Genomic DNA, 22,200 nt, shown 5'->3' with positions numbered 1-22,200 from the left:
TCCGTCGAAGCGCTCAGGATCTGCGCCGCGAAGCTCAGGAGCCGCAACATCCGCCGCAGCCGGCTGATCGCGACGGAAGCCTGCCGGTCGGCGGAAAACGGCCCGGCCTTCCTGGCGCGCGTGCGCGCCGAGACCGGGCTCGACCTCGAGATCATCAACCGGGAGACCGAGGCGCGGCTTGCCGTCTCCGGCTGCTCGTCGCTCGTCGGGCGCGAGGCGAAATCCGTCGTGCTGTTCGACATCGGCGGCGGCTCGTCGGAGATCGCGGTCATCCGCATCGGCGAGACCCGCTCCAGCCGGCTCGCCAACCACATCACGCACTGGACGTCGCTGCCCGTCGGCGTCGTGACGCTCTCCGAAAGACACGGCGGGCGCGACGTGACGCCGGAAAGCTTCGCCGCCATGGTGCGCGAGGTGGAAGGCATGCTGGCCGGCTTCGACTGCCCCGTCGAGCGCGACTGGACGGCGCCGGACGATTTCCACCTGATCGGCACCTCCGGCACGGTGACGACACTTGCCGGCGTGCATCTCGACCTGCCGCGCTACGACCGGCGCCGCGTCGACGGCGTGTGGCTCTCCGACGAGGAGGTAACGGCGATGCAGGCGCGGCTTCTCTCCTGGGACTTCTCGGCGCGCGCCGCCAATCCGTGCATCGGCCCGGACCGGGCCGACCTGGTGCTCGCGGGCTGCGCCATCCTCGAGGCGATCCGCAACCGCTGGCCCGCCACCCGCATGCGTGTTGCCGACCGCGGGCTGCGCGAGGGACTGCTCACCGACATGATGGCCGACGACGGCGTCTGGCGGCGCGGTCGCCACCGCCGGCAGAACCGGTCCGGTTTCCGTCATCCCGGTGGTTCCGAGGAGCAGGCCAGATGACGAAGCCGCCGGTATCGGGCAACCGCACGGGCCGCAAGCTCGGCCAGAAGGTGAAGAAGGGCAAGCTCAAGGCCTCGTCGCGCCGCTGGATCGAGCGGCACATCAACGATCCCTACGTGCAGCGCGCGAAGCTCGAGGGCTACCGGGCGCGTGCCGCCTTCAAGCTGCTGGAGATCGACGAGAAGCACCACATTCTCGCCGGCGCGAAACGCATCATCGACCTCGGTGCGGCACCGGGAAGCTGGTCGCAGATCGCCGCCAAGGTGACGGATTCGACCGATGCCGATCCGCGCGTCGCGGCGATCGACTTCCTGGAGATGGATCCGCTACCGGGCGTGCGCATCCTGCAGATGGACTTCCTCGACCCGCAGGCGCCGGAAAAGCTGATCGAGGCGGTCGGCGGCACACCGGACCTCGTCATTTCCGACATGGCGGCGCCGACGACCGGCCACCGCCAGACCGACCACCTGCGCACGATGCATCTCTGCGAGGTCGCGGCGCATTTCGCGGTCGAGGTGCTGGCCGAGGGCGGGCACTTCCTGGCGAAGACCTTCCAGGGCGGCACCGAGCGCGACCTGCTTGCCATGCTGAAGCAGAATTTCCGCCAGGTCATCCATGTGAAGCCCGGCGCCTCGCGGGCCGAGTCGGTGGAGATGTTCCTGCTGGCAAAGGGCTTCAAGGGCCGCAGGGCGCCTGAAGACAAGGCACAGGAGACGGCCTGATGCTGCTCTACACGACGGTCGGCACCAACGATCTCGCCGGTGCGGGCCGCTTCTACGATGCCGTCCTGCCGCTCCTCGGCTACCGCCGCCAGAAGGAGGGCGCGGACGAGATCGGCTATGGCGCGGACGGCGATGTGCGCTGCCGCTTCTGGGTCGTCGAGCCCTTCAACCGCGAGCCGGCGAGCTTCGGCAACGGCGTCACGATCGCCTTCGATGCGCCGAACCGAGCGGCGGTCGACGCCTTCCACGCCGCAGCGCTTGCGCAGGGCGGAACCGACGAGGGCGCGCCGGGGTTGCGCCCCTTCCATGCGAATTTCTACGCAGCCTTCGTGCGCGATCCGGACGGCAACAAGATCTCCGCCGTTTGCGAGCGGCCGGAATAGCGCCGCTTCCTACTTCACCGCCGCCGTCGTCTCGCTCTCCTTGACCGCAAGCCGGTGGCCGGAAACGGTCGCGCCTGCGTTCTTCGCCATGGCGATGAAGGGGATCACGGCGGCAAGCGTCAGCACCGAGATGAGCATGAAGGCGATCTGGAAGTCGCGCAGCCCGAGCGGCGAGCCGGTCAGTGCCGTCTCGATCTCCAGGATCGCGCCGGCGACCGCCACGCCGAGCGCCAGGCTGATCTGCTGCAGCACGGCGCCCATCGACGTGGCCTTGCTCGCATCCTGGTCGGCGATGTCGGCGAAGGACAGGGCATTGACGCTGGTGAAGAAGAAGGAGCGGGCAAAGCCGGCAAGCAGCAGCACGAAGGCGATGGCGGCGAAGGGCGTCGACAAGGTGAAAAGGCCGTTGACGAAGGTCAGCGCCGCGCCGCAGACGCTGGCGACGATCAGCGTCGTGCGGAAGCCGGCGAAGGTCAGCACGCGCCTGGCGAGGAACTTCGTGGTGATCGCGCCGATGGCGCCGGTGAAGGTCACCAGGCCCGACTGGAACGGCGTCAGGCCGAAGCCGACCTGCAGCATCAGCGGCATCAGGAAGGGCACCGCGCCGACCGAAATGCGAAACAGCGTGCCGCCGATCGAGGCGGCGCGGAAGGCACTGTCCTGGAAAAGGCGGAGATCGAGGATCGGCGCCGGATGCCGTTTCGCGTGGCGGACATAAAGCCAGCCGCTGAGGAGCCCGGCGACCGTCGAGACGACGCCGATCGCCGGCGGCAGCGCCGGCAGGCTGATGACGGAGAGGCCGAACATCGTGAGCGCGGCGGCGGCGGCGCTGAGCAGGAAGCCCTTGACGTCGATCGGCGGCGGTACCGCGGCACGGATCTCCGGCAGGTAGATGCCGGACAGCGCATAACCGGCGAGCCCGGCGGGCACGTTGATCAGGAAGATCCAGTGCCAGGAGAAATAGGTCGTGATGAAGCCGCCGAGCGGCGGGCCGGCGAGCGGGCCGACGAGGGCGGGGATCGTGAGCAGCGCCATGGCCGAGACGAGCTCGCTTCGCGACGTGCTGCGCACCAGCACGAGACGCGCGACGGGCGTCATCATCGCCCCGCCCATGCCCTGCAGGAAACGGGCGACGACGAAGGCGACGAGGCTGCCCGACATGGCGCAGAAGATCGAGCCGACGGCGAAGACGAGGGTCGCCAGGCGAAAGATGCGCTTGGCGCCGAAGCGGTCCGCCATCCAGCCGCTCGCGGGAATGAAGACGGCGAGGGACACCATGTAGGAGGTGAGCGCCAGCTTGAGGGTGATCGGCCCGACGCCGAGGTCGTGCGCGATCGCCGGCAGCGACGTGGCGATCACCGTCGAATCCATCTGCTCCATGAACAGCGCGACGGCGAGGATGAGGGGGACGATGCGGTTCATCGGTGACTTTTGAGGGCCGATGGCGGCCGGAGCGCCAGCGGACGGATGGGACATGCAGGCACGGCCCTTCTGCGCCCGGACCTGGCATCTGTCAAATCCCGGGATTTCCGGCTCCCTATCACAAAGCCGTGATTCCACCGGCCGTCTTCGTGACACCGTCCGGTCTTCCGTCCGTGCCAAGATTGCACCGTTCCCGGCGCCGAGGCGGGCAGGGTCAAGACGCAACAAGTGAAAGTGGAGGCTGGCATGGCAAGGACATTGGACGTTTCACGCAGGTCGCTGTTCGTGGCGGCGGGCATCGGTTCGCTCGCGGCGCCCTTCCTCCTGAAAGGGGCGGGCCCGGCGGCAATGGCGCAGGACAGTATGGTGACGACACCGGTCGAGACGCGCAGCTTCAAGGTCGGTTCGTTCCGGGTGACGACGATCCGCGACGGCATGCGCCCGTCCGGCACGCCCAACGAAACCTTCGGCACCAACCAGCCGGCCGAAGCCGTCGGCGCGCTGCTGTCCGAAAACTTCCTGCCGGCGGACCAGTTCGTCAACAGCTTCGCGCCGACGCTGGTCGACACCGGCGCGGATGTGGTGCTGTTCGACACCGGCCTCGGCGAAGGCGGACGCGAAGCCGGCATGGGCCGCCTGGTCGAGGGGCTGAAGGCTGTCGGCTACACGCCGGATCGGGTCACCGTTGTCGTCATCACGCATATGCACGGCGATCATATCGGCGGTCTGACGGAAGGCGGTCAGCCGACCTTCGCCAATGCCCGCTACGTCACGGGCCGCACGGAATACGATTTCTGGACGAGCACCGACCGCGTCGGCACACCGGCGGAGCAGGGGCACAAGGGCGTGCTCGCCAAGGTCAAGCCGTTCGCCGGGAAGATCACCTTCATCGAGGATGGCGGCGCCGTCGTGCCGGGCATCACGGGCATGAACGCCTTCGGCCATTCGCCGGGCCACATGATCTTCCGCATCGAATCGGACGGCAAGGCGCTGATGCTGACGGCGGATACCGCCAACCACTTCGTGCTGTCGCTGCAGCGGCCGGACTGGGAGGTGAAGTTCGACATGGACAAGACGATGGCCGCCGCGGCGCGCAGGACGGTCTTCGACATGATCGCGGCCGACAAGCTCGCCTTCGTCGGCTACCACATGCCGTTTCCGGCGGTCGGCTATGTCGAAAGGACGGGCGAGGGCTACCGCTTCGTGCCGCTCAGCTATCAGTTCGACATCTGAAACAGGGAAGACGCCCCGCAGTTCGTCACGATCTGCGGGGCGGCACAATCCGTGGTGGCGCTCAGAAGCCACGCATCTCGCGGGCGACATCCTTCAGCAGCGTCACCATGCGCTCGCGCAGATCCTCGTCGGAACAGCGCACGCCGGCCGTCCGGAAGTCGGAGCGAATGCGTTCGTAGGCGCCGTCCGGCGCGGCGACGTCCGCCGCCACGAGCTCGTGCGAATAGCGCTCGCCGTCCATGCGGTGCATCGCCGAGGCCGCCCAGAAGCCAAGCAGCGCATTGCGCCGTGCCTGGGCCCTGAACATCAGAGTCTCGTTGTGAGCAAATTCGTCCTCGAGCGCGCGGGCCCGCTTCTTCAATGCCGTCATCGTCGTTTCCCCGTTTGTTTTATCGCGGCTCCCTGTCCGGTGCCGCGACTTTGCTTATACACGCAGAGATTTAACGGAGCGCCAGCGGACACGGCTAAGAAACCGTCAATCCGCATCGACCGTCGGCGCAGGCCAGCCATCCGGTTTTAGCTATTCCTTTCGCGCCGGACTCGTGTTACCAGCCCTCGCCAACTTCCAAGACTTTTCTTGCAAGCGACCAGGTGGAGCCGTTCCGTCGTTCCTCTGGACTGCTGCCTTTACACCGAAGGGATTTGGCCATGGCGCGCATCATAGAGACCGCAACCGGACTGGAAGCACTGACCTTCGACGACGTGCTGCTGCAACCCGGCCATTCCGAGGTCATGCCGGGGCAGACGAACATCGCGACCCGCATTGCCCGGGATTTCGACCTCAACCTGCCGATTCTCTCCTCGGCGATGGACACCGTGACCGAGGCCCGGCTCGCGATCGCCATGGCGCAGGCCGGCGGCCTGGGTGTCATCCACCGCAACCTCACCCCCATCGAACAGGCCGAGCAGGTGCGGCAGGTCAAGAAGTTCGAGAGCGGCATGGTCGTCAATCCCGTGACGATCGGCCCCGACGCGACGCTCGCCGAGGCGCTCGCTCTGATGAAGGCGCACGGCATTTCCGGCATTCCGGTCGTCGAGGGCAGCAGTGCCGGCGCGCCCGGCCGCCTCGTCGGCATCCTGACCAACCGCGACGTGCGCTTCGCCTCGGACCCGTCGCAGAAGATCTACGAGCTGATGACGCGGGAGAACCTGATCACGGTCAAGGAGAGCGTCGACCAGCAGGAGGCGAAGCGCCTCCTCCACATGCATCGCATCGAAAAGCTGCTCGTCATCGACGGCGACGGTTGCTGCGTCGGCCTGATTACCGTCAAGGATATCGAGAAGTCGCAGCTCAATCCCAACGCCTCCAAGGATGCGCAGGGCCGGCTGCGCGCCGCCGCCGCCATTTCCGTCGGCGACGACGGCTACGAGCGTGCCGAGCGCCTCATCGACGCCGGCGTCGACCTGATCGTCGTGGACACCGCGCATGGCCATTCGCAGCGCGTGCTGGATGCGGTGGGGCGCGTGAAGAAACTCTCCAACTCGGTTCGCATCATGGCCGGCAACGTGGCGACGTCGGACGGCACGAAGGCGCTGATCGATGCCGGCGCGGACGCCGTCAAGGTCGGCATCGGCCCGGGCTCGATCTGCACGACCCGCATCGTCGCCGGCGTCGGCGTGCCGCAGCTCGCGGCGATCATGGCTTCCGTCGAAGCGGCTGAGGCGGCCGACGTTCCGGTCATTGCCGACGGCGGCATCAAGTTCTCCGGCGATCTCGCCAAGGCGATCGCCGCCGGCGCTTCGGCCGTGATGATCGGCTCGCTGCTCGCCGGCACCGACGAGAGCCCGGGCGAGGTCTTCCTCTACCAGGGCCGGTCCTTCAAGGCCTATCGCGGCATGGGTTCGGTCGGCGCCATGGCGCGCGGCTCGGCCGACCGCTATTTCCAGGCGGAAGTACGCGACACGCTGAAGCTCGTGCCGGAGGGCATCGAGGGCCAGGTGCCTTACAAGGGGCCGGTCTCCGGCGTGCTGCACCAGCTCGCCGGCGGTCTCAAGGCCTCCATGGGCTATGTCGGCGGCCGGGATCTCAAGGACTACCAGGAGAAGGCGACCTTCGTGCGCATCTCCGGCGCGGGCCTGCGCGAAAGCCACGCCCACGACGTGACGATCACGCGCGAAAGCCCCAACTATCCGGGCGCCGCCTGACGGCGGCGATGGGTTGCGCGCGGCGGCGACAAAAAGGTGCGCCGCCGGCGATCGGCCCGTGCAATTCCCTTTCCTTTTTTCATGAGCCGGGCCTAATCTGCACGGTCGGCAATGTCGCCGGCTTTTCTTGGGGGACTGCATGAAAAGGTTGTTGGCTTGTGCTCTTCTGGGCATGGCGGTGACGTCGCCTGCCGCAGCGCAAACGGTGAGTGCTGGCACCTATTCTGTCGAGGGTACGAACCTGGACGGTTCCGCCTATGACGGAACCGCGACGATCACGCTGACCAGCGACACGACCTGTGTGATTGAATGGACGACCGGTGGCACCACGTCGCAGGGCGTCTGCATGCTCCATGACGACGCCTTCGCCGCCGGCTATGTGCTCGAGGATGCCGTCGGGCTCGTCGTCTACAAGGTCAGGGACGGCGGCGTTCTCGATGGCGCTTGGACGATCACCGGCAAGGACGGTGCCGGCACGGAGACGCTGACGCTGCAGCAGTGACACGAGAGAGGCTGCGTCCGCTGCCCGTGCGGCGGATGCGGTCTCATCGACATCGCGCCGGGCGGCGAAATGCCTGCAGTTCTCACGCTTTCGTCGATCAGCCGATTGAAACTGCTTCTGTTTTCTCTAAGTTGCCTGTCGATCGCGCCGGTGCTTCTCACCTGCCGTCGCAACCGAAGGAACCGGGCCGGCGCGGCTGCGCATCCGGTTCGAAAAGGAAAGAGAACAGACGGATGACACCGACCGAAGCCACGTTGTGGCCCTTGATCGCCCATGTGCTCCTGGTCTTCATGCTGTATGCACTGCTCTCAAGGCGCCGCTTCGCCGCCGTGCGCGCAGGCCGCGCCAAGGCCTCGGCCTTCCGCGAGAACCGCAGCGAGCCGGACGGCAGCCTGACGGCCCGCAACTGCCTTGCCAACCAGTTCGAACTGCCGGTGCTCTTCTATGCGGTGAGCATCCTGCTTTACCTGGTGGATGCCGACAATCTCGTCACGGTCGCTCTCGGCTGGTTCTTCGTGGTCTCGCGTTATGCACACGCCTATGTCCACGTCACGACCAACCGGCTGCGTTACCGCCGCCCGGCCTTTGTCGCCGGTTTTGCCGCTCTCGGCCTCCTGTGGGTCTGGCTCGCCGTCTGGCTGGCCTTCACGTAGATCGCGGGCCCGATTGGCTCATATCTGAGACGCTTCCGGCCACATACTCCGCCGCGTTTGATCGATGTCATGCCGAACGGGTGCATTCTCCTGTTGTTTGTCACGGACGGCAAAGCGGTACGCCCGCGACATCGAGGAGAGACCCATGGCGAAGACGATGAAAGCGGCGGTTGTCCGCGAATTCGGCAGACCTCTGTCCATCGAGGAGGTTCCTGTCCCCGAGCCCGGCCCGGCCCAGATCCTCGTCAAATACGCGGCGACCGGCGTCTGCCACACCGATCTGCATGCGGCGAATGGCGACTGGCCGGTAAAGCCGAAGCCACCCTTCATTCCGGGCCACGAGGGTGTCGGCTACGTGGCCGCGGTCGGCGCCGGCGTGAAGCGGGTGAAGGAGGGTGACCGGGTCGGCGTGCCGTGGCTGCACACGGCCTGCGGCTGTTGCTCGCCCTGCCGCACCGGCTGGGAGACGCTGTGCGCCGAACAGCAGAACACCGGCTATTCCGTCAACGGTACCTTCGCGCAATACGGGCTCGCCGATCCCGACTTCGTCGGCCATCTGCCGCCGTCGCTCGATTTCGGCCCGGCGGCGCCGGTGCTCTGCGCCGGCGTCACCGTCTACAAGGGACTGAAGGAGACGGAGGTGAGGCCCGGCGAATGGGTGGTCGTCTCCGGCATCGGGGGGCTTGGCCACATGGCGGTTCAGTATGCCAAGGCCATGGGCATGCATGTCGTCGCGGCGGACATTTTCGACGACAAGCTGGCGCTCGCAAAGACGCTCGGCGCCGACGTCGTCGTCAACGGCAAGGCGGCGGACGCGATCGAGCAGGTGCAGAAGGCGACCGGGGGAGCGCATGGCGCGCTCGTCACGGCCGTGTCCCCGAAGGCCATGGAGCAGGCCTACGGCTTCCTGCGGTCGAAGGGCACGATGGCGCTCGTCGGCCTGCCGCCGGGCTTCATCTCGCTTCCCGTCTTCGAAACGGTGCTGAAGCGCATCACGGTGCGCGGATCGATCGTCGGCACGCGTCAGGACCTGGAGGAGTCGCTCGTCTTCGCCGGCGAGGGCAAGGTGGCGGCGCATTTTTCCTGGGACAGGATCGAGAACATCAATGCGATCTTCGAGCGCATGGAGGCGGGCGGCATCGACGGCCGGATCGTGCTCGACCTCGCAGCATAGGCCGGCCTTGCCGGTAACGCAGTTTTGTTCGCCGCGCGCCGCCCGCCAACCTATCTTGTCGGTGAGCGGCGCTTCCGTTCGGGTCGCGCCACCGGTTCACGGACACGGGAGGCTGCCATGGAAAAACCTGTCATCACGCAGGCGATGATCGATGCCTATGACGAATATACCCACCTGACGCTCGACCGCCGCCGCTTCATGGAGCGGCTGACGCTGCTCGCAGGCTCCGGCGCCGCGGCGGCGGCCATCGCGCCCCTGCTTGCAGCCAACACGGCCCATGCAGAGATGATCGCCGCGGACGATCCGCGGCTTGCGGCCCGGGACGTCGCCTATCCGGGCGGGGCGGGCGAGATGAAGGGCTATCTGGTGCGTCCCGAGGACAGTGCCGCCTCCCTCGGCGGCGTCATCGTCATCCACGAGAACCGCGGCCTCAACCCGCATATCCGCGATGTGGCGCGGCGCATGGCGCTGGAGGGCTTCATCGCGCTCGCCCCCGACTTCCTGTCGCCCTCCGGCGGCACGCCGGACAACGAGGACCAGGCGCGCGAGATGATCGGCAAGCTCGACCGCGACACGACGACCGCCAATGCGGTCGCGAGCCTTGGCTATCTCGCCGGTCTCGATGGATCGAACGGACTCGTCGGCGCCGTCGGCTTCTGCTGGGGCGGCGGGCTGGTGAACCGCTTTGCCACGGCGTCGCCCGAGCTGAAGGCCGGTGTCGCCTATTACGGCGCTCAGGCGCCGGCGGAGGACGTGCCGGCCATCAAGGCGGCGCTGATGCTGCACTATGCGGGGCTCGACGAACGCATCAATGCCGGCATCGATGCCTATCGCGAGGCGCTCGAAGCCGGTGGCAAGACGTTCGAGATCCACATGTATGACGGTGTCAACCACGCCTTCAACAACGATACCTCGGAGGCGCGCTACGACAAGGCGGCCGCCGGCCTCGCCTGGGGCCGCACCGTCGCCTTCCTGCAGAAGTATCTGACGACGGCCTGACGCGCCCCTCAGGCGGCGTCCGCGCCGGGCAGCGCAGCGCAGCGCATCACCGCCGCGGCGAGCGCTTCCATTTCGCCGGGGCGCGGCAGGCCCTTTCGCCAGGCGAGCCCGATCTCGCGGGCGGGCTGCGGCTCGGCGAAGGGAACGATGCGGATCGCGTTTCGCTGCGTCTCCGTCGCGACGGCGATCTCGGGGATCAGCGTCATGCCCATGTCGTGCGACACCATCTGCAGCAGGGTCGCCATCGACGTTGCGCCGAAATTGACGAGGCTGCGCTTGCCGGCGACGCCGCAGACCGCGAGTGCCTGGTCGCGCAGGCAGTGACCCTCCTCGAGCAAGAGCAGCCGGTCCGTGTCCACCTGCGATTCCGTGAGCGGCGACATCAGCACGTCATGTTCGTTCTCGGCCATGGCCATGAAGAAGCGGTCGCGGAAGAGCGGGCGGGTCGCGATCGCCTCGTTGTCGATCGGCAGCGCGGCGATGACGACGTCGAGGCGCCCTTCGGCAAGATCGGTCACCAGGCGATCCGTCACGGCCTCCTTGAGCTCGATTTCGATCGCCGGATAGGTCATGCGCAGGTGCGGCACGAGATGCGGCACGAGATAGGGCGCGACGGTGGGAATGATGCCGATGCGAACCGGCCCGTCGAGCACGCCTTCCCCCTTGCGCGCCGTTTTCTCGAGCCGGTCCAGCTCCGCAAGGATGAGCCGCACATGCTCCAGAACTTCCTTGCCCTTGCGGGTGATGAGAATGTTGCCGCGCATGCGCTCGACGAGCTTGACGCCGAGATGCTGCTCCATTTCCATGATCTGCGCGGAAAGCGCCGGCTGGCTGACATGCACGAGCTCGGCCGCCCGGCCGAAATGGCGGGTTGCTGCAAGTGCCTCGAAATAGCGCATCTGGCGAAGAGTTATCATGATAGGTTTTTCCTATCATTGATTGCCGAAAATGCAATTGGAAATTATCGCGCCGCGACAAGAGGGCGATACGCTGGTGAACGGCAGCGTGGATGCGACCTCCGGAACCGCCGAATAAAGCAAGCTGCTGTCCCGTATAGCGAATTGGAAATCGGGCTCCGGAAACGGAACCGGTTTCCGGCAAGGAACCTCGGTTCAGGCAGGCCCGGCGGAAGGCGCGGCTCAACGGCGACAAAGCCATCGGCACAGGCAGCCCATCACTCATACAATCAGGATACGTCCATGAGAGGCATCATACTGACCTCGGTTCTCGCAGTCGCGATGACCGCAACCGCCATTGTGCCGTCTGCGGCCTTTGCGGCCGGAATGAACTTCAAGATCCAGAACGACTCCGACTATATCATCGACGGCTTCCATACCGGCGAGGGCGGCGAATGGAGCGCCAACTGGATGGACTTCAAGCTCAATGCCGGCGAGACCGCCGACATGGCCTTCAACCACGACGGCGCCTGCGACATCTCCTTCTACGTCACCTGGGAGGCGGAGGACGGATCGAGCGTCAAGGGCGACGAGACCACGATCAATATCTGCGAGGCGAACACCATCTATTTCGACGGCGTGAACGCGACCTACGACTGATCCTAAACCGCTGGCCGCCGGCCTTCGTCCGACCCCGGCATGCGGTGCATGTCGGGGTCCTGCGTCGGCGCTACCAGCCGGGCATCACATGTCCCGGCCGAAGCCGCGGCAGGCGAGGAAAGGCCTTGACCTCCGCCTCCGGCAGGTCGTCGTTGACGGCCAGCGGCGAGATGTTGTCGAGGCAGGCCGTGATGTGGTTGGTGATGGCGTTCATCAGCGAGGTCGAGAACCCCGGCCGCTTCATGATGCCGATCTGCACCGGGGCGAGCGGCGGAAAGCCGTCCGCCTGCGTCAGCACCTTCATGCCGGGCCGCAACGCCGATTCCGGCAGGACCGAAACGGCCATGCCGGCCATCACGGCCGCCGCGACGACCGTCGATGACCAGCTCGTGAACAGCACCTGATAGTCGCGGCCCACCGAATCGAGCGCCGCGCAGGCGATCTGCCGCCACTGACAGTCACGCCGTCCGACGGCGAGCGGAACCGGCGCGTTCTCCGGCAGCGGATGGTTCGCCGACATGACCCAGCAGAGCGGTTCGGTCCGCACCACGTCCGACTGGCGTTCGCGCGGATTGTGGGTGACGAGCGCGATGTCGAGCTCGCCCTTGTTCATCTTTTCCGCAAGGTCCACCGACGGTTCACAGACGATAAAGAGTTCCACGTTCGGATGCGTCTTGGCGAAGCGCATGATGATCTCGGGCATGTACCGGTCGGCATAGTCGTCCGGCGTGCCGATCCTGAGCGTACCCTCAAGCCGGTTGTCGTCGAAGGCGGCGACGGCCTCGTTGTTCAGCCGGATCATGCGGCGGGCGAAGTTCAGGAGCTTGTCGCCCTCCGCCGTCAGCCGGTTGCCGCGGCCGTCCTTCATGAAGAGTTGCTTGCCGATCCTCTCTTCGAGCCGGCGCATCTGCATGGAGACGGCCGACTGGGTCTTGAAGACGCGGTCGGCAGCCTTGGTGAAGCTGCCCGTGTCGGCGATGGCGACGAACGTTTGAAGCTGATCGATGTCGAGTGGAGCGGACATGACGAAACCCATCAGAGTGTTTGATTGATACTATTAAAAACATTCGTTGGACTGATCAATGGGATTTTGCGAAATGTTAGCTGCAGGGTGATCGACATGTCCGCCAGCCGATCATTCCGCCGCACCCCCTCCCGCTCCGGCCTCCCGGCGGTGAGGGGCCCCATTCCGCAGGAGACCGCCCTCAACGCCGCCCCTACCGGTGCGGTGAACGATCATTGGTGCTTTGTGAACCCCGCCCCAGGATGGTCGGACCACGACGCCGGAAAGGAGAAAATGCCATGCGCATGATGAATCACAGGCTCGATCTGGATCTTGCCGTTTCCGCCAAGCCCGCCCCGACGTTTTCCGTCAGGCTCCGCAACGCTGCCTCTCGCCTCGTGCGCGCATGGCTCAACCGCGCCGCGGTGCTTCAGCTGCAGGATCTCGACGATCACCAACTGCTGGACCTCGGCCTGCGGCGGGAAGATGTAACGACGGCGATGACGTCGGCCTTCTTCTCCGATCCCGGTCTGCATCTGACGATCACTGCGCGCGAGCGCGCGCGCCGCCATCTCCGGAACGGCCGCCTCGACTGACGGCCTTCCTGCTTCCCCGCAGGGTGAGAGCCAATAACCCTGCCGCTTGCCCGGCGTGCGACCCGAAAAGGTCCCGCCGGGTTTTTTCTTGTCGTCGCTGATTTACCGATAGGAAACCAAAACGCTCTAACGTCGCGTGACGCAGCGGCGGGGAGTCCCGTCGGCATGAGGCTGGCTGCAGGCCGGATGATCCGGGCGAACCTTCGATAGATGGACCGTCCCATGCGCATTTCGCGAAAGCTGCCGATCGCCGCCGCCGTTCTTACGTTTCTCTCCATCGGCGCGGCAAGCACCGCCGCCCTCGTCGTCGGCGCCGATACCGTCGGCGAACAGGTCATGCAGAAGCTCGAGGCGACGGCGGACGGGCGGCGCAACGAGGCGAGGGTCTATCTCGACGGCATCAAGCTGGACCTCCTGGGCATGGCGAGCGCCATGCCGACAACGCAGGCCTTCTACGGCTTCAGCGGCGCCTGGAAGGCGCTCGGCGACGATCCCGCGGCCGAGCTCAGCGCGCGCTATATCGAGGGCAATCCCAATCCGCGCGGCCAGCGGCTGCTGCTCGACACGGCAAAGAAGGACAATTTCGACCGGACGCACAAACAGTACCATGTCGTCTTCCGCAAGCATCTGGAGGCCCAGGCCTACGACGATCTCTACATGATCGATCCGAAGGGCAACGTGCTCTATTCCGTTGCGAAGGAGAGCGACTTCGGCACAAGCCTGATGGACGGCCCCTACAAGGAAAGCGGCCTTGCCACCGCCTTCCGCCATGCCCTGGAACTCAAGGAGCCCGGTGCCGTCGCCGTGTCGGACTTTTCCGCCTATGCGGCGTCCGAGGGCGCGCGGGCGGCCTTCATCGCGGCGCCCATCCTGATGAACGGCCGCACGCTCGGCATCATGGCGATCCGCATCCCGAACGGAAAGCTCGACGCGATTTTCGCCAACGTGAAGGGCCTGGGCGCCACCGGAGAAACGGTGCTTGCCCGCAGGGACGGAATGGTGGTGACCGATCCGCCGCGCAGCGCGGAGGCCGATGCGCTCGCGGTAACGCTCGACATGGCGGGCATGCCGGACGCCGCGAACGGCACCGAGGCACGCGGCAGCCTCACCGATCCCTCGAAAACCGCCTTCTACGCCGGCGCCTCGCCACTTTCCTTCGGCGGCACCGAGTGGGTCGTCGTCGCCAAGATGGCGAAGGCCGAGGCGAATGCCGGCATCGTCAACGGCGCGAAGATCGTCATCGGCCTGGCGCTGGCCGTTCTGGCCCTTGCGCTCGCAGCCTCCATTGCCTTCTCGCGTGCCATCGCGCGCCCGATCGACCGTCTGGTCGATGCGATGGCTGAGCTGGCGGGCGGCAACACGGCGATCGACCTGCCGGACGAGACACGCAGGGACGAGATCGGCGACATGGTGCGTTCCGTCGCCGTCTTCCGCCAGGCGGCGATCGAGAAGGAGGACCTGCAGCAGGCGGCGGAGGCAGGCCGGCTGCGAACGGCGGAGGAGCGGGAACGGCAGGAGACTGCCAGGAACACGGCGCAGCGCCGTGTCCGCGAAGCCGTGGAAACGCTCGGCGGCGCGCTGGAGCGGCTGGCGAACGGCGACCTCGCCGTCGAGATCGACCAGCCCTTCGCCGAAGGCCTCGACCAGCTGCGCCTCGACTTCAACAAGTCGGTGAGCCGGCTCGCCGAAACGATCGTCGCGGTTTCCGGCAACACCCGGTCGATCAGCGCCAAGACCGCAACGGTCAATGGCGCGGCCGCCGACATCGCCGAGCGGACCGAGGGGCAGGCGGTCGCGCTCGCGCAGACCTCGTCGGCCATCAACCAGACGATCGGCGCGATCCGCAGCGCTACAGAGCGGGCGGAGGAGGCCTCGCGCATGGCGACGAGCGCCAAGTCGAGCACTGACCGCTCGAGCGGCGTCGTTTCGGATGCGGTGGCGGCGATGGGGCGCATCGAGGCGGCTTCGCGGGAAATCTCGCAGATCATCAACGTCATCGACGAGATCGCCTTCCAGACCAACCTGCTGGCGCTGAATGCCGGCGTCGAGGCGGCCCGCGCCGGCGAGAGCGGCAAGGGCTTCGCCGTCGTCGCGCAGGAGGTGCGGGAACTTGCGCAGCGTTCCGCGAACGCGGCGAAGGACATCAAGAGCCTCATCACCAAATCCGGCGAGGAGGTTGCCACGGGTGTCCGGCTCGTACAGCAGACCGGATCGGAACTGGTCGGCATCGCCGGCGAGGTGACGCGCATCAGCGACCATATCCACACGATCGCCGCGGCGGCGCGGGAGCAGTCGGAGAGCCTCGGCTCGATCGGCAGGCTGATGGACGAGATGGAGCAGAGGACGGACCAGAACAGGCGCGCGGTCGGCGAAACCGCCTCCGGCATGTCGGGCCTTGCCGCCGATACGCAGGCGCTCGCCGCGCTCGTCGCGCGTTTTGCGCTTCGCGACGTCGGGCAGGCGGCCGAAAGTGCGGGTGCTCCGCCCGTGGTGGCACCGACCCGTCCGGCACCGCAGGTTGCCGCAGCGAAGCCCCGTCATGCCGCCTCCGGCAATGCAGCCGTCGCGGTCAGCCAGGATTGGGAAGAGTTCTGATCCCGCGAAGGGCGGACGAAACGGGGCGATCCCGCGCCGCGGCGCGCTGTCCTCAGGCCTCGGGCTTGCCCGATGCGGGCGGCGCCGATGCGGGCCTGCTCATCGTCTCGAAGATGCTCTCGATGTTTTTCTGGTAGTCCTTCTGCATCTCGATTCCCGTGTCGAACATCGCGCCGACCAGCTTGCCGAGGCTGTCGGCGGGCGTCTCGGTCTTCGGCTGCGCCTTCTCCGACGGTGCCGCCGCGCCGCCGCTCATTGTCGCCATCATGTCCTGGAACGCCTTGGCGAACGGGTTGTCGGCAAAGAGGTCCGGTGCCTTCTCGGTCTTGTCGCCGCCGAAGAAAGCCTGGGTGAAGGGATTGTTGAACGGATTGGTGACGGGCTCCGGCTTCTTCGCCATGCCCATCATTTCCATCCATTGCTGCGTCATGGCGGCGAAGGGATTGACCTCGGCGGACGCGCCCGCGAAGGGGCCGAAGGTCTGCTTGAAGAGCCCGCCCATCAGCGTGTTGGCCATGGCCGGCAGCATCTGCTTGTAGATCTCCTGGCCGATGCCGGTCATCTGTGCTGCCTGCGCGGCGATGGCGCGCGACACCTCCTTCGAGCCGAACAGCTGGCCGAGCACGTTGTTGCCGGCATTGATGCCCTGCGGCGTGAAGGCCTTCGTGACGTCCTCGAAATATTTGGCGTGCTCGCCGCTCGTCAGCGCCGACAGGAAGGCCCCGAAATCATAAGGGTTGGCGGCGCTGCGCTTCAGGCCCTCGGAGAAGGCCGGCAGCAGGGCCGCCATCGCCTTGGCCGCCTGCTCCTGGGCGAGGCCGAACTGCTGCGCGACGACCTCCATCGCCTTGCCGTTCTGCGCCTGCGTCATCATCTCGTAGAGTGGAAGCATCGGCGATCCCTTTCCGTTGCGCGGGCACGAACATGTCCCTGCACTATAACGGCAAATCGCACCGCGCAAACCGGTTTCTTCCGGGTGAAACCGGCGCTCCTCAGTACTGGTATTCGCTGAAGAGCGGCTCCACCGAACCGTTCCACCGGCCGTGGTAGAGCGAGAGCATGTCCTCGGCAAGCGTCGACGTCTTGGCGAGCGCCTCGTCGAGCGGCGCAAGGAAGATGCTTTCGTCGACGTCGTCGCCGTTGCGGCAGCCGCGGGAGACGAGCCCCTTGCGCGACAGGTCGACGACGGTGCGCGCCACGTCCCAGAGCGGCTTGCCGCGGAATTCGGCCGAAAGCCCCTTGGACGGCACCGCGTTGCGCAGCGCCAGGACCTCGTCGTAGGTCCAGTCCAGGGTCAGCGCCTCGGCTGCATCGAGCGTTGCGTCGTCATAGAGCAGACCGACCCAGAAGGCGGGTAGCGCGCAGATGCGCCGCCACGGGCCGCCGTCGGCGCCGCGCATCTCGAGGAAGCGCTTCAGCCGCACGTCGGGAAACAGCGTCGAAAGATGGTTGGTCCAGTCGCCTATGTTCGGCTCCCAGTCGGCGATCTCGCCCTTGAGCGCGCCGTCGAGGAACTGGCGGAAAGTGACATGCGTACAGTCGTGATACCGGCCGTCGCGCACGACGAAATACATCGGCACGTCGAGCGCCCATTCGACATAGCGCTCGAAGCCGAAGCCTGCCTCGAAGGCGAAGGGGAGGAGACCGGCGCGGGCGTTGTCCGTGTCGCGCCAGATGTCGCCGCGCCAGGAGAGCAGCCCGTTCGGCCTGCCCTCGGTGAAGGGCGAGCTTGCGAAGAGGGCGGTGGCGAGCGGCTGCAGCTTCAGCGAAACCTGCATCTTGCGCCGCATGTCGGTTTCCGACGAAAAGTCGAGATTCACCTGGATCGTGCAGGTGCGGTACATCATGTCGAGACCCTGCGTGCCGACCTTCGGCATGTAGCGGGTCATGATCTCGTAACGCGATTTCGGCATGCGCGGGGTCTCGGCGAACGACCATTTCGGGCTGCCGCCCATGCCGAGGAAACGGATGCCGAGCGGCTCGGCGACCTCGCGCAGCGTCGCCAGATGCTGGTTCGATTCCTTGCAGGTCTGGTGCAGGTTCTCGAGCGGTGCGCCGGACAGCTCGAACTGGCCGCCGGGCTCGAGCGAGATGGCGCCCATGCCGGTCGGTTCCGAAAGCCCGATGATGTTGCCGGCGTCGAGGATCGGGTCCCAGCCGGTTTTCTGCTGCATGCCGTTCAGCAGCGCCGAGATGCTGCGCGCGCCATGATAGGGCACAGGGCCGTTGTCTGCCGTGAAGAAGACGAATTTCTCGTGTTCGGTGCCGATCCTGAACCTTTCCTTCGGCTTGCAGCCGGCGGCGAGGTAGTCCGTCATGTCCGCCAGCGTGCGGACCGGCGTCTGGTCGGTGGTATCACGTGCCATGGGCTTCTTCTTCTGAACGGGTGCGGCCCGCCAGGAGAGGCGGGCTTCGAGGGGGTGCTTGGACCGGAATTAAGTGCGGCGCAAGCGAATTCCTTTCAAGGCATCTTCAAAAAAAATCGGCCATGGACGGTGCCGCTCCGGGGCGCTTCCCGTCGCCCGCAAGCCCGCCGGGCCGACTAGCGCCAGTCGCCGATCGCCGCCTGGATGACGGCCATCGCCGCGACCGCCGCCGTGTCGGCACGCAGGATGCGCGGGCCGAGCGGGATCGGCGTCACGAAGTCAAGGCTGCGCAGCGTCCGGCGTTCGTCGTCCGAGAAGCCGCCCTCGGGGCCGACGAGCAGGGCGAGTTTTTTCTCGCCGATGGCCGCAAGGACGGGAAGCGGATTCTGGCCGGCGTGACCCTCGTCGCAGAAGAGGATGCGACGGTCGCGCGGCCATGCGGCGAGCAGGTCCTCCAGCCGGCGCGGTGCGGCGACCTCGGGAATGGCGAGGATGCCGCACTGTTCCGCCGCCTCGACGACATTCGCCGCCAGCCGGTCGAGGTTTGCGATCCGGCCCTGGACATGCTGCGTCATGACCGGCTGCAGCAGGCCGGCCCCCATCTCGACCGCCTTCTGCACGAGATAGTCGAGGCGCCCGGCCTTGAGCGGGGCGAAGAGATAGTGGAGGTCGGCGGGCTCCGGCTGCGGTCGCGTTTCTTCGATCGGGTTGAGCAGCAGGCGTTTGCGGGTGGGATAGCCGAGTTCGGCCCGCCACTCGCCATCGCGGCCATTGAAGACGAGCACGCTGGCGCCGTCCTCCATGCGCAACACGTTCGACAGGTAATGGAACTGCTCCTTCGTCGCTTCGAAGGCTGCGCCGGCGGCGAGGTCGGCCGTCACGAAAAGGCGTTGCATGCGGTGGTTGGCGCGCATCGTCTTTCCCGTCAGCCGAACAGCCATTGAAGCAGGGTGAAAAGCAGTCCGGAGACCATCCCCGTCAGGGGAACCGTGATGATCCAGGCGGCCGTGATGGTCATGAAGTGGGACCGCCGCACGAGGCGTCGCCTGCTGAGCTCGTCGGGATTGCGCTCATCGATGCTCTCCGTTTCGAACATGCCGCCGCGCTTGCGGATGTAGTCGAGGCGACGGCGCGAATTGCGCGTGTACCATTCGCGGAAGAATCCGACGCCGAACACCGCGCCGACCGCGGTGTGGGTGGAACTGACCGGCATGCCGAGGCCCGACGCGACGAGCACCGTGACGGCCGCCGACAGGGCGACGCAATAGGCCCGCATCGGGTTGAGCTTGGTGATCTCCTTGCCGACCAGCACGATGAGCTTCGGGCCGAAGAGCAGGAGGCCGAGCGAGATGCCGAGCGCACCGATGAGCATCACCCATTGCGGCACGACGGCATCGAAGCCGCTTTCGGCGCTCCGGGCGGCATGGACGATCGCGGCGAGCGGCCCGATGGCGTTTGCGACGTCGTTGGCGCCATGGGCGAAGGAGAGCAGCGCGGCGGAGAAGATGAGCGGGATGCGGAAGAGCTTGCGCAGCGACTGGTTGCGGTTTTCCAGGCCGATCGACTGGCGGGCGACGAAGGGCACCGCCGCGGCATAGGTCGCGATGCCGGTCACGAGGCCGATCAGGAGGTCCGTTGCGAGCCCGAAGCCGAGAATGCCGGCGAGGGGGCTGACCGCCAGATAGGCGACGAAACAGCCCGCCATCAGCGCGACGAGCACCGGCACCCATCGTCGGGCGGCGGCGATCTTGTCGTCCTGGTAGATGATCGTTTCCTTGATCGCATAAAGAAAGAGCGCGGCGACAAGGCCGCCGAGCAGCGGGGAGACGACCCAGCTTGCGGCGATGCCCGCCATCAGCGGCCAGTCGACCGCCGGGGCGCCGCCGGCGGCGATGCCCGCGCCCATGACGGCGCCGACGATGGCATGGGTCGTCGAGATGGGCGCGCCCGACCAGGTTGCGACGTTGATCCAGACGGCGGCCGAAAGCAGCGCCGCCATCATGGCCCAGATGAAGACCGCCGGCGGCATGGTGGACGGGGCGACGATGCCTGCCGAGATCGTCGAGATGACGTCGCCTCCCGCGAAGAAGGCGCCCAGCGTCTCGCAGATGGCGGCGATGACGAGCGCGGCGGTCATGCTGAGGGCGCGCGCGCCGACGGCCGGGCTGACATTGTTCGTGACGTCGTTTGCGCCGATGTTCATCGCCATATAGGCGGCGACTGCCGCCGCGGCGACGATGACGGCCGCGCCGGGGCCGTCGATGACGAAGGCACCTGAGACGATCATCGCGATCGCCAGGAAGATCAGGCCGAGCCCCGGTGCGACAAGCCGGCGCGATACGAAATGGGTCGCCTCCTCGACGCGCGTCAGCTTCTCGAGATCCTTGTCGAGTGTGGGTTTTTCCAGCCGTGCCGACGTGTTCGCCATTCCATCACCCCCGTGCCAGAGCGCCACTAGCGTCTGAGCGTGGCAAGGGCAATACGGGGATGATCAGCCCCGGGCATTTTTCGGCGCGCGGATTTCCGTCTCGGCGATCCACTGCTGTTCGAATTCGGTGATGAGTTGCTTGAGACCGGCCTCGTCGACGCGCCGGACGGCCTCTTCGGCGCTGACCCACTCAAGCCGGCGCTCGCCCTTTTCGGGGAAGTTCTTGCTGAGCTCGTCCACTTCGAGGGTGTAGACCTGTACCTTGCAGGGAACCCGGAGGCCATCGGCAAGTGCCTTCTCGTACATGTAGTAGCCGATAGGCTCCTTCCGCACGCGGCCCTTCACGCCGGCCTCCTCGAAGGCCTCCCGTTCGGCGACGGCATGGGACGGGCGCCCTTCCATGGGCCAGCCTTTCGGGATGACCCAGCGGCCGGTATCGCGGCTGGTGATGACCAGCACCTCAAGCTGCGAACGCCTCTTCTTCAGCCGGTAGCAGAGCGCGGCATATTGCATCCGGGCGGGGCGCCGGAACATCAGCTGCATATCGCTGGCCAACCGGTTGAGAATGTTCAATTCGTCGTTCCCTCGCTCTTCGATTCGTCCTGTGCGTGTGAGGCAGTATGACTCCCTTTCGCGTCATGTAAACGTCGGGCGCCTCGCTGGACTTCGCTATACCGCCAAAAGATCCACAAAAAACGCTAATTTTGCGAATTTTTGTCGGCGGTGTCGCGCTGCTGCATCCGCAGCCGCGAGATGCGCTGCCATTCGCCGCTGCGCTCGGCCTCGCGGATCGCGCCGGATATGTAGTCGATATGGGCTTGTGCCGCCGTCCGGGCAAGGTCCGGCTGCCCGGCGATGATCGCATCGGCGATCGCCTCGTGCTGGGCGAGAAGCTGGGCGCGCGCCGCGTCCGACGAGAAGACGAGATGGCGGTGGAAGAAGATGCCCTGTTCGAGCAGCCGGTAGCAGGCGCGCAGCGTGTGCAGCAGGATGCTGTTGTGCGCCGCCTCGCCGACCGTGTTGTGCAGGTCGAGGTCGGCGGCGAGCTCGTCGTCGAAATTGCCGCTCCGATGCGCGGCCTTCATGCTGGCGACGATGCGGCGGAGGAGGGCGCGGTCGTCCTCGGTCGCCCGCCGCGCCGCGAGGTCGGCGGTGATGCCCTCCAGTTCGCGGCGGTATTCGAGATAGTCCATGGTCGCGCGCCGATGGCGGGCGATCAGCTCGACGAGCGGCCTGGAGAAGACCTGGCCGATGATGTCGGCCACATAGGTGCCGCCGCCGTGCTGGCTCAGCAGCAGGCCGCGGTTCTCGAGCTCCTTCAGCGCTTCCCGCAGGATCGGGCGGGATACGTCGAGGCGGCCCGACAGCTCCCGCTCGCCCGGCAGGCGGTCGCCGGCGCGCAGGATGCCGTCGAGCAGCAGCATCTCGATCTGCCGCACGACCTCGTCGGCCGTCCGGCCATGGTTGATCCGCGCGAAGAGTTCGAAGCCGCGGCCGGGGGTGCCCTGTTCCATGCCGCGAGACTATCAAGGGTCGGTCAAACTGGT

At 66.5% G+C, this 22,200-nt stretch carries 22 protein-coding genes; 12 read left to right on the top strand and 10 right to left on the bottom strand.

All coding sequences use genetic code 11. The features are described from left to right. The 3 genes from LXM94_RS21345 to LXM94_RS21335 form a co-directional block, all read left to right on the top strand. Positions 1 to 876 (top strand): Ppx/GppA phosphatase family protein (locus tag LXM94_RS21345; RefSeq protein WP_235773499.1); only part of this gene is annotated, 876 nt, incomplete at its 5' end. Next, positions 873 to 1,598: an RlmE family RNA methyltransferase gene (locus LXM94_RS21340; RefSeq protein WP_235773498.1), complete on the top strand. Its 726-nt coding sequence runs from the start codon at positions 873 to 875 to the stop codon at positions 1,596 to 1,598. The genes LXM94_RS21345 and LXM94_RS21340, both read left to right, overlap by 4 nt. Beyond that, a complete protein-coding gene (locus LXM94_RS21335) occupies positions 1,598 to 1,981 on the top strand; it encodes a VOC family protein (RefSeq protein ID WP_235773497.1) in 384 nt (127 codons plus the stop codon). The genes LXM94_RS21340 and LXM94_RS21335 overlap by 1 nt, the downstream gene beginning before the upstream one ends. Before the next feature lie 9 nt (positions 1,982 to 1,990). Here LXM94_RS21335 and LXM94_RS21330 read toward each other — a convergent pair whose 3' ends face one another. Further along, a complete protein-coding gene (locus LXM94_RS21330; protein ID WP_235773496.1) occupies positions 1,991 to 3,403 on the bottom strand; it encodes a DHA2 family efflux MFS transporter permease subunit in 1,413 nt (470 codons plus the stop codon). A gap of 246 nt (positions 3,404 to 3,649) precedes the next feature. On the opposite strand from LXM94_RS21330, the gene LXM94_RS21325 reads away from it, so the two are divergent. Further along, positions 3,650 to 4,636 carry an MBL fold metallo-hydrolase gene (locus LXM94_RS21325; protein WP_235773495.1) on the top strand — a complete coding sequence of 329 codons (987 nt, stop codon included), beginning with the start codon at positions 3,650 to 3,652 and terminating at the stop codon, positions 4,634 to 4,636. Between the two features lie 61 nt (positions 4,637 to 4,697). On the opposite strand, the gene LXM94_RS21320 is transcribed toward LXM94_RS21325, so the two are convergent. Then, positions 4,698 to 5,006, bottom strand: coding sequence for an ATPase inhibitor subunit zeta (locus LXM94_RS21320; protein WP_235773494.1), 309 nt, complete (start codon positions 5,004 to 5,006; stop codon positions 4,698 to 4,700). A gap of 278 nt (positions 5,007 to 5,284) precedes the next feature. On the opposite strand from LXM94_RS21320, the gene guaB reads away from it, so the two are divergent. The 5 genes from guaB (at position 5,285) to LXM94_RS21295 (ending at position 10,109) form a co-directional block, all read left to right on the top strand. Next, positions 5,285 to 6,781 (top strand): IMP dehydrogenase, encoded by a 1,497-nt coding sequence (guaB, locus tag LXM94_RS21315; protein WP_235773493.1) that lies wholly within the window; start codon positions 5,285 to 5,287, stop codon positions 6,779 to 6,781. 139 nt (positions 6,782 to 6,920) lie between these two features. Continuing rightward, positions 6,921 to 7,283 carry a hypothetical protein gene (locus LXM94_RS21310; protein WP_235773492.1) on the top strand — a complete coding sequence of 121 codons (363 nt, stop codon included), beginning with the start codon at positions 6,921 to 6,923 and terminating at the stop codon, positions 7,281 to 7,283. Positions 7,284 to 7,516: 233 nt separating this feature from the next. Further along, positions 7,517 to 7,936, top strand: a complete 420-nt coding sequence (locus tag LXM94_RS21305; RefSeq protein WP_235773491.1) for an MAPEG family protein — start codon at positions 7,517 to 7,519, stop codon at positions 7,934 to 7,936. Between the two features lie 145 nt (positions 7,937 to 8,081). Further along, entirely contained in the window at positions 8,082 to 9,110 is a 1,029-nt protein-coding gene (gene adhP / locus LXM94_RS21300; RefSeq protein ID WP_235773490.1) for an alcohol dehydrogenase AdhP, read from the top strand. A 117-nt stretch (positions 9,111 to 9,227) separates the two neighbouring features. Continuing rightward, on the top strand, positions 9,228 to 10,109 hold the full coding sequence (locus LXM94_RS21295) for a dienelactone hydrolase family protein (RefSeq protein ID WP_235773489.1): 882 nt from the start codon (positions 9,228 to 9,230) through the stop codon (positions 10,107 to 10,109). A gap of 8 nt (positions 10,110 to 10,117) precedes the next feature. On the opposite strand, the gene LXM94_RS21290 is transcribed toward LXM94_RS21295, so the two are convergent. Then, positions 10,118 to 11,026, bottom strand: a complete 909-nt coding sequence (locus LXM94_RS21290; protein ID WP_235773488.1) for a hydrogen peroxide-inducible genes activator — start codon at positions 11,024 to 11,026, stop codon at positions 10,118 to 10,120. Positions 11,027 to 11,308: 282 nt separating this feature from the next. Between LXM94_RS21290 and LXM94_RS21285 the strand changes: the two genes are divergently transcribed. Further along, on the top strand, positions 11,309 to 11,665 hold the full coding sequence (locus LXM94_RS21285; protein ID WP_235773487.1) for a hypothetical protein: 357 nt from the start codon (positions 11,309 to 11,311) through the stop codon (positions 11,663 to 11,665). Positions 11,666 to 11,735: 70 nt separating this feature from the next. Here LXM94_RS21285 and LXM94_RS21280 read toward each other — a convergent pair whose 3' ends face one another. Beyond that, positions 11,736 to 12,689 (bottom strand): LysR substrate-binding domain-containing protein, encoded by a 954-nt coding sequence (locus tag LXM94_RS21280; RefSeq protein ID WP_235773485.1) that lies wholly within the window; start codon positions 12,687 to 12,689, stop codon positions 11,736 to 11,738. Between the two features lie 278 nt (positions 12,690 to 12,967). On the opposite strand from LXM94_RS21280, the gene LXM94_RS21275 reads away from it, so the two are divergent. Both LXM94_RS21275 and LXM94_RS21270 read left to right on the top strand, forming a co-directional pair. After that, positions 12,968 to 13,264 carry a DUF1127 domain-containing protein gene (locus tag LXM94_RS21275; RefSeq protein ID WP_235773484.1) on the top strand — a complete coding sequence of 99 codons (297 nt, stop codon included), beginning with the start codon at positions 12,968 to 12,970 and terminating at the stop codon, positions 13,262 to 13,264. A 222-nt stretch (positions 13,265 to 13,486) separates the two neighbouring features. Continuing rightward, on the top strand, positions 13,487 to 15,859 hold the full coding sequence (locus LXM94_RS21270; RefSeq protein WP_235773482.1) for a methyl-accepting chemotaxis protein: 2,373 nt from the start codon (positions 13,487 to 13,489) through the stop codon (positions 15,857 to 15,859). A 52-nt stretch (positions 15,860 to 15,911) separates the two neighbouring features. On the opposite strand, the gene LXM94_RS21265 is transcribed toward LXM94_RS21270, so the two are convergent. The 6 genes from LXM94_RS21265 to LXM94_RS21240 form a co-directional block, all read right to left on the bottom strand. Further along, positions 15,912 to 16,751 (bottom strand): DUF937 domain-containing protein, encoded by an 840-nt coding sequence (locus LXM94_RS21265; protein WP_235773481.1) that lies wholly within the window; start codon positions 16,749 to 16,751, stop codon positions 15,912 to 15,914. A gap of 100 nt (positions 16,752 to 16,851) precedes the next feature. Further along, on the bottom strand, positions 16,852 to 18,225 hold the full coding sequence (locus LXM94_RS21260; RefSeq protein ID WP_235773480.1) for a glutamate--cysteine ligase: 1,374 nt from the start codon (positions 18,223 to 18,225) through the stop codon (positions 16,852 to 16,854). 176 nt (positions 18,226 to 18,401) lie between these two features. Beyond that, entirely contained in the window at positions 18,402 to 19,139 is a 738-nt protein-coding gene (locus LXM94_RS21255; protein WP_235773479.1) for a 16S rRNA (uracil(1498)-N(3))-methyltransferase, read from the bottom strand. A gap of 11 nt (positions 19,140 to 19,150) precedes the next feature. Then, a complete protein-coding gene (locus LXM94_RS21250; RefSeq protein WP_235773478.1) occupies positions 19,151 to 20,653 on the bottom strand; it encodes an inorganic phosphate transporter in 1,503 nt (500 codons plus the stop codon). A gap of 63 nt (positions 20,654 to 20,716) precedes the next feature. Next, positions 20,717 to 21,226: an NUDIX hydrolase gene (locus LXM94_RS21245; protein WP_235773477.1), complete on the bottom strand. Its 510-nt coding sequence runs from the start codon at positions 21,224 to 21,226 to the stop codon at positions 20,717 to 20,719. A gap of 125 nt (positions 21,227 to 21,351) precedes the next feature. After that, entirely contained in the window at positions 21,352 to 22,167 is an 816-nt protein-coding gene (locus tag LXM94_RS21240; protein ID WP_235773476.1) for a FadR/GntR family transcriptional regulator, read from the bottom strand. Between the last annotated feature and the right edge of the window lie 33 nt (positions 22,168 to 22,200).

The organism is Rhizobium alarense (genome assembly GCF_021555155.1).
In the GTDB taxonomy this organism is placed as follows: domain Bacteria; phylum Pseudomonadota; class Alphaproteobacteria; order Rhizobiales; family Rhizobiaceae; genus Rhizobium_D; species Rhizobium_D alarense.
Note: the sequence above shows the minus strand (reverse complement) of the source record. Positions and strands in the feature narration are given on the sequence as shown.